2 protein-coding genes are annotated in these 4,274 nt (G+C 33.0%); both read left to right on the forward strand.

From position 1 onward, the window contains the following. A partial coding sequence (locus ABD909_RS06715) for a type ISP restriction/modification enzyme (protein ID WP_345097195.1) occupies nucleotides 1-2,189 on the forward strand: 2,189 nt, incomplete at its 5' end. 1,374 nt (nucleotides 2,190-3,563) lie between these two features. Beyond that, the coding region (locus tag ABD909_RS06720) for a hypothetical protein (RefSeq protein ID WP_345097196.1) at nucleotides 3,564-4,274 on the forward strand (711 nt) is incomplete at its 3' end.

The following is a 4,274-nucleotide window of genomic DNA, read 5'->3' on the forward strand; positions in this document are numbered from 1 at the left end:
CAGGAACCTTTATTACGCGGCTATTACAATCAAATCTTATAAAACCAGAGGATATGGAGTATAAATACCGTTACGATATCCATGCTAATGAGATTGTCTTGCTCGCTTATTACATAGCAGCGATTAACATTGAATCAACCTATCATAGTCTTATGAAAGGAAATTATATCCCCTTTAAGCATATTGGTTTAACCGATACGTTTCAGATGCTTGAAGAGAAAAATCTGCTACAAGAATTGTTTAAAGAAAACAGTGAATATTTAGAACATCAGAAAAATCTGAATATTGAAGTGATCTTTGGCAATCCTCCTTATTCAACAAAGCAAAAAAACGAAAACGATAATGCAAAAAACACACCTTATCCAATATTAGATGACCGTATTCGTGAGACCTATGCCGTTCAATCGAAAGCAGTTTGTATACAATCACTTTATGATAGTTATATCCGTGCTATTCGTTGGGCTAGTGACCGCATAAAAGATTGTGGTGTTATTGGTTTTGTCACAAATGCAAGTTTTATAGATGCAAAGTCTATGGATGGTTTACGAAAATGCCTCGTTGAAGAATTTAGCAGCCTTTATATTTTCCATTTGCGGGGGAATGCGCGGACTTCTGGAGAACAACGTAAGAAAGAAAGTGGTGGAATTTTTGGTGAAGGCTCTCGAGCCCCTATTGCTATCTCTATTTTCGTAAAAAATCCAGAATCTCAACAGCGTGGGAAGATATATTTCCATGCGCTGGAAGATTACTGCACAAGAGAAAAAAAGCTTAAGACAATTAAGGGGTTTGGTAGCATTGATGGTATTACACGAAGTGAACAAGGTTGGACAATAATTACACCAGACAAACATGGTGATTGGATCAATCAACGTGATGATAGTTTCAAAACATTCCTAGCTCTAGGTGTTAAAAAAGGACATGATAAAAAGCTTTTTGAAACTTATTCTCGTGGTATTATGACAAGTCGTGATACTTGGGTTTATAACTCAAGCCGTGAAGTTTTAGCACAAAACATGTGTAATATGATTGGCTTCTATAATAGTGAAGTAGAACGGTTTAATGATACCTATCCACATACTGATCATAAAATTCGTGCAAATTCTGTAAATGATTTTGTCGATTTGGATACAAGTAAAATCAGTTGGAGTCGTGCACTTAAACAACATTTAGCTAAAGGAAAGATTTTTGAATTTGAAGATACATGCTTCACTCAGAGTTTATATCGTCCTTTTACGAAACAGTGGCTTTATTATAATCACACTTTCAATGAAATGATTTGTCAAATGTCACGTATATTTCCTATGGAACAAACCGTTGAAAATAGAGGAATTGAAATTACTGGTATAGGAGCAAAAAAAGAATTTTCTATTCTTATGACTAAGATTTTACCCGATCTTAATGTGATAGATGGTGGTAGTCAATGCTTTCCACGCTATATTTATGAAGACACTATAGTCTCAAAAAATAAAAGTGAAAAACAATCCCATTTATTTACGAATTCTATAGAGGAAAACAAAACAGTTGGTTTACAGAGGCGTGATGCCATTACGGATGAAGGTCTAGACCATTTTAAAGCAGCTTATCTTAATGAGAATATAACAAAAGATGATCTGTTTTATTACGTTTACGGAATTTTACATTCAGAAGATTATCGTGCCCGTTATGCTGATAACCTCTCTAAAGAATTGCCTCGTATCCCTTGTGTAAAGAGTGCTGAAGACTTTTGGAAGTTTGTTGCAGCAGGGCGTGAACTGGGGCACATGCACATGAATTATGAAACTGTAGAGCCTTATCCAGTGAACTTTAAAAAAGGCAATCCAAAATTAACCGATATCTCTAATCCAGAAAAATTTTATTACGTGACTGAAATGCAATTCTTTAGCAAAAATAAGATAAAAGATAAATCTATTGTTTTTTATAATAGCAATATCACGATGACAGATATCCCTCTTGAAGCTTATAAGTATATCGTCAATGGCAAGCCCGCTCTTGAATGGGTTATGGAGCGTCAATGCGTTAAGACCGATAAAAAAAGTGGTATTGTGAATGATGCCAATCGCTATGCTGTTGAAACCGTTGGAAACCCTGCCTACCCTCTAGAGTTGTTTCAAAGGGTTATTACCGTAAGTTTAGAGACAATGAAAATCGTGAAAAACTTACCAAAATTAGAAATTAGAGAAACTGAATAGCTTATAAGACCTTAAAACTCATAAGGGGTATAGAATATAGCTATACCTCTTTTATTAAGCTGATTACCTATTATCTTAAAAGGAATAATTTATTATGCGTTATTCTAAAAAGAAATCATTTGCACTTTTAAACACCCTTATTTGGATTGTCTTTAAAAGATTATATCGTAATCTCAAATGATAGCTTTATCCTTTTCAAAAGCTTTGTTTAAAGAGAGTTATGTTTATTCATTTTTCTTATAGGTTTTGACGGTGCAAAAATTGACAAAACCCCTACAAAACATATACCATTGATTGAATTCATAGGTTGTATTGTTGATAGGGGTTGTTTTTTGAACATCTGTAAAATACTAACATATTGAAATATAATGTTTTTACTTTTTACTATTTTTTTATCTAAAAGCAGCAACCGTCAAAACTCAAAACCCCTCCAAAACTCATAACCATAATAGTCTTAATAGCATTTCTTATGATTACAAACTGTCTTTTGAAGGTTTTAAAAGATCATATGCTTTTTAAAGACTTTAATCATTCTCTAAAATCATAAATTTATCCATTTAAGTGAACTGATAAAAATTCTTTAAAGGGATTTTGCTCATCTCTAGAGTTATCAATCTCTCTTTAGATGTTTTCATAAAAGGCTATAAATCACAATTATCGTTTCTCTTATGAAAATGAAAAATGATGCGGTGGCTATAAAGCAGATAACAGCTATAAAACACGCGTGAAAAAAGCAGGGTTTCATAATCATAATGCATTTTCATAATTACATTGCAAATGAACGCGTTGGTTATAAAGACAGTCCCTATAAAGGCTGTTAAGTTGCAAATGTGTTATAAAAGAAATTAACAGAAATCTTAAAAATCATTTCGCAAAAAACATGATAGGTTATAAAGTTAAAAATACGTATGATGAGAGCGTTTATAAATATTATAAATGTATAGATTCAAAAAATCACGCAATCGTTTAAGAAAGCCCATAATATAGCTTTAAAAGCATATAATACAAAAGAAGTGTCTTATAAGCATGTGATAAATATATATACACAATGCATTTAAAAAAAATCATAAAAAATATCAAAAAAGTTCATAAATTAATTGACAATAAATACGTATTTTGTTATATAAATAATCAAGTGATTGAAAAACACTTTTGATAAGCGGATAGGTTACGATACAGCCTTTCCAAAGTCTTTAAAATACTGACTATCTTTTGTGCTGTGATTGGCATATAACGATTTTGTCGGGTGTGCTTACACCATATAATACCCTATGGGGAAAGTGTAAGCAACGGACTTATCACCGTGTTTTTCAGCGCCCGATGCCCCTTATAGGGTTGTCAATTGAAAAACAATTTTATGATAAGGATTTAGTTATGAAAACTACATCACAAAATACTACAATTTCCTCTAACATTTCAAATGAAACTGCCTCTGTTAATAAGAAAAAACCATCTAAAAAATATGAATTTACAGGCGAAATGGATTTTGTAGCTGGTTATATATTATATCGCATTCGTGCTTTAAGAGACTTTGGAGATGTTAAGGCTGGGGATCTTGGGGGCTATATTGAAAAGGAAAAAAACTTATCTCATTATGGCAATTGCTGGGTATATGATAGGGCGCGTGTGCTTCAAAATGCACGGGTTTTTGATAATGCTAAAATAAAAGGCTATTTTGTAGACGTCTATGGCAATGCTAAAATTTATGGAAATGCTATTTTTGAAGGGATGACAATAAAGGACAATGCAAAGCTTTATGGTAATGCACAAATTAGCAATGCTGTTGTAATTGAAGGCAATGCACAAATTTATGATAACGCCCGTGTCACTGACCATGCGCATATTTCTGATGATGCTGTTATTTGTGATGATGCTCATGTCGGTGGTAATGCAAAAATAAGCGGTGCTGCTCATATTTGTGATGAATCGCGTGTTTTCGATGATGCTGTTGTATGTGGTGCTCTTATCTCTGGAAATTCTTATATTCATAGCAATGCCTTTTTAGAAGCGAATGAAGATATTGATGATGATGCATATCCCGAATTTGGTAGCGAAGATGATTATTATCGTGACGAATATTATGCT

Origin of the sequence: Bartonella acomydis, from assembly GCF_039543025.1 — a bacterium.
GTDB lineage: Bacteria > Pseudomonadota > Alphaproteobacteria > Rhizobiales > Rhizobiaceae > Bartonella > Bartonella acomydis.